At 37.7% G+C, this 3,173-nt stretch carries 3 protein-coding genes and 3 pseudogenes; all 6 read right to left on the bottom strand.

What is annotated here, in order from left to right:
- The coding region (locus tag EH228_RS13195) for an ISAs1 family transposase (RefSeq protein WP_152322114.1) at nt 1-361 on the bottom strand (361 nt) is incomplete at its 3' end.
- A 182-nt stretch (nt 362-543) separates the two neighbouring features.
- Entirely contained in the window at nt 544-1,014 is a 471-nt protein-coding gene (locus EH228_RS20870) for a hypothetical protein (protein ID WP_152322113.1), read from the bottom strand.
- A gap of 33 nt (nt 1,015-1,047) precedes the next feature.
- Nucleotides 1,048-1,431: pseudogene (locus tag EH228_RS20865) on the bottom strand (ISAs1 family transposase); the annotation flags it as partial.
- A 141-nt stretch (nt 1,432-1,572) separates the two neighbouring features.
- A pseudogene (locus EH228_RS13180) lies at nt 1,573-1,743 on the bottom strand (IS1 family transposase); the annotation flags it as partial.
- Between the two features lie 87 nt (nt 1,744-1,830).
- Nucleotides 1,831-2,316 (bottom strand): hypothetical protein, encoded by a 486-nt coding sequence (locus EH228_RS13175; RefSeq protein ID WP_152322112.1) that lies wholly within the window; start codon nt 2,314-2,316, stop codon nt 1,831-1,833.
- A pseudogene (locus EH228_RS13170) lies at nt 2,306-3,173 on the bottom strand (glycoside hydrolase family 19 protein); the annotation flags it as partial. The pseudogene EH228_RS13170 and the gene EH228_RS13175, both read right to left, overlap by 11 nt.

Here is a 3,173-nt window from a genome sequence, read left to right as displayed (position 1 = left end):
AGCGGAACCGCGGTCTCCATCGTTTCCGGTGTAAGTACAGACCCCGGTGCCGATTATTGTCTGATATATGGCAGTCACGCATCCAGCTAATAAAGCACTTATGAAATTTTTCAGGACTGATACAGGACACAGCTCTGGCAATAGTGTCGTGGACCGGAATACCATGATCAAAATCGCCATATTGTTTCAGAAAATCAAGATGGGTTTCACCAAAATCCTCAATATCCTCCCCGCCTTCAGCGCCAGAAATAACAGCACATATCGTCAACAACAGAATATCAGATAATTTATGCTCCACCTTCCAGGATTGTCTGTAATCAGGGATGGCAGTGATGTGTTCCATGAGTTTTGCAATATCCATATCGATGCTCCTTATTTCATTCAGGAGAATCGGATCACAAACAGCAATTAAATAATGGTTTTTTTCACCGTTATGAACGGCATTCACCTGAGTGAAAAGCATACATTCATAGTATATAAAATGTACTTTTCGTAATCTTTCATGCACCATTTTCCCCTATTAAAATATTGTCAAATCCAAACCTATGGAAATTTAAACCCACTATTTCTAACACTAGAATCAGCGATATCCTCAATACTATTCATTTTTATATTTTTTTCTCCAAAAGAATTAGAATCACATCGTTTTGTGCTTATTATATTGCCATTTTCTTTTACATCTAAAAGAGCAACTGCCCCAGGTTTTTCTTCTGGAATTCTTAACACATAGGAATACCTCCCATGATTAAATCCAAGATATGTAGTATATGTCCCAAGATCAATCCATCTTTTAAGCTTATTCTTAGTATCAAAATTCACATTTAGCTCAGAAGTATTCCCCTTACTAAAAGTATACCTTATAGTATCATTTTTCTCATTTGCACAAAAAGCGGCAATGCGAATTACTTTCCCAGAAAGATTACATGACGCAATGAGAGTCTCACCGGGCTTACATTCATTAGCATATGAATGAAAAGAAACCGCAGTAGCTAGAATAAATAAAAAAAACTTCATAAGAAAACCTTTTCACATAGTTTATAAGCTGCCTACATGAATTGCTCCCCGCCGACGACTTTTATCATAAGAGTGACGAAGCGTTTTTCCATCAATTGCAATAATGTCATTATTGTCTGATATATGGCAGTCACGCATCCAGCTAATAAAGCATTTATGAAATTTTTCAGGACTGATACAGGACACAACTCTGGCAATAGTGTCGTGGACAGGAATGCCATTATCAAAATCGCCATATTGTTTTAGAAAATCAAGATGGGTTTCACCAAAATCCTCAATATCCTCCCCGCCTTCAGCGCCAGAAATAACAGCACATATCGTCAACAACAAAATATCAGATAATTTATGCTCCACCTTCCAGGATTGTCTGTAATCAGGGATGGCAGTGATGTGCTCCATTAGTTTTGCAATATCCATATCTATTCTCCTTATTTCATTCAGGAGAATTTGATCACAAATAACAATTAAATGATAGTTCTTTCACCGTTATGAACGGCATTCGCCTGAGTGAAAATCGTTCATTTTTAGTATATAAAATGTACTTTCCGTGATCTTTCCCTGGGTAATTTGCTCTTTGACACCGGGCTTACGGGCTTCATAGGTATAAGTGAGCAGGAACACGCGGTAGCAATCGCGACAGCGAAACCGGTCACGGCCTTTAGGGTTCTGCCCATGGCGGTAAACGTGAGCAGACTGACAACGGGGGCAATGAACGGTAACGCTGGCCATGAGAAAACCTCAAAAGCGGGAACTATACACCAACTTCAACTAATTGGATGCACTACCACTTGTCTGAACTGACTCTTTACATGGTTATTATTTATATTTCCCTTCCAAATACTGCCTTATCGAGTCGGCATCTTTAAGTCCAAAAACCGACCCCTGGCCATTATATCCATCATATCCTTCAAGATGTTTATCGGAATTTATTTTTCCATTTGATTTTATTACACCATTTTTACAATATGTATAAACATAAATCTTATAATGAATCTCATTTATGTTTCTTTCATCCCATGAAACCAAAGAAACAACATTATTTCCTTCAGACAGTTTAGAAAAGAAAACTGTTTCAATTTCTGGAACCCCATCTCTAACTTCATAAGTATCTATAACAGAATCTTCACCTTTTTTTTTGGCCACAAAGGAAATACTCTCATCCTGATTCTTAACATATCGAATAAAAGTATCACCCGCCCCCTTCAATTTAAATGGACCTTGAACAAGGGTTTCTTGTGCGCAAATATTAAACACAAGAAAGAGAAGTGAAAAAACTAAAACTTTTATTTTTTTAGCTATCATTTTCTATCTCCAATACTTTAGCCACAGCATTAAACCTGATCACGCGGTCAGAATACCCATTCTGACTACCATTTACTACTTGTGTAACAGCCTCAACACTATCAGTCTTAGCTATTTCATTTAAATGTCGGCCATTACGGTCTTTTTTCTTCACCCAAAACGCAAATGCGGACTCGACCCCATATTCAATATCATCAACTACCAGATCTGGATTTTCTACAAAGTCACGCTTATCACTGGAGTTATATTCATTATGTGTTGTAGTAAAATCCCTATACGTACTTTTACCTGTTAGCTGAATCATTCCTCTTCCACGATATTTATAACCGTCTCCAGATTCCTCACCACCATTATCCATTCGGTCTGCATAGACATAATTAGCCAAGTTCTCAGGGTTATAAGAATATTTTGACTCTTCGCTCCATAATTTCTCACGAAGAACCCCAATTGAACATGAATCATTCTGTTTGTCGTATCTTTTTTGCCCTCCTTTACACCCATACATTTCCCGCATACGTTTCGGTGAATAGCTTAAACTCTCATTTGTTATATTGAATTGACTCTCATGACCAACCTGTGACAGAAAATGAGCAATTTCCTTTTTATTATTCACACTATAATTTTGTGCATACTTATTCAAATAAGGGAGTATTTTTTCACACTGACTTTTATTTAATCCATGATTTGCAGCCAAAACCATTTCCAAAGTAATTAAGTCACTGGTTTTAACCCTCAATGCATCCAAAAACATCACCGGATGCATATGCCATACAGCTCCACCCGACGTAAAGGGCCCGACCTGGCTCATCCATTCCATATCATCCAGCCACTTCTTCGCAAAATCAATTCGCAGGGTG

Source organism: Erwinia endophytica (genome assembly GCF_009295515.1).
Taxonomy (GTDB): domain Bacteria; phylum Pseudomonadota; class Gammaproteobacteria; order Enterobacterales; family Enterobacteriaceae; genus Erwinia; species Erwinia endophytica.
This window is presented reverse-complemented; position numbering and strand designations above follow the sequence as displayed.

Bases quoted from the DNA above. Each gene is read 5' to 3' on its own strand.
- EH228_RS20870 (WP_152322113.1), bottom strand. From the start codon at position 1,014: ATGAAGTTTTTTTTATTTATTCTAGCTACTGCGGTTTCTTTTCATTCA.
- EH228_RS13175 (WP_152322112.1), bottom strand. From the start codon at position 2,316: ATGATAGCTAAAAAAATAAAAGTTTTAGTTTTTTCACTTCTCTTTCTT.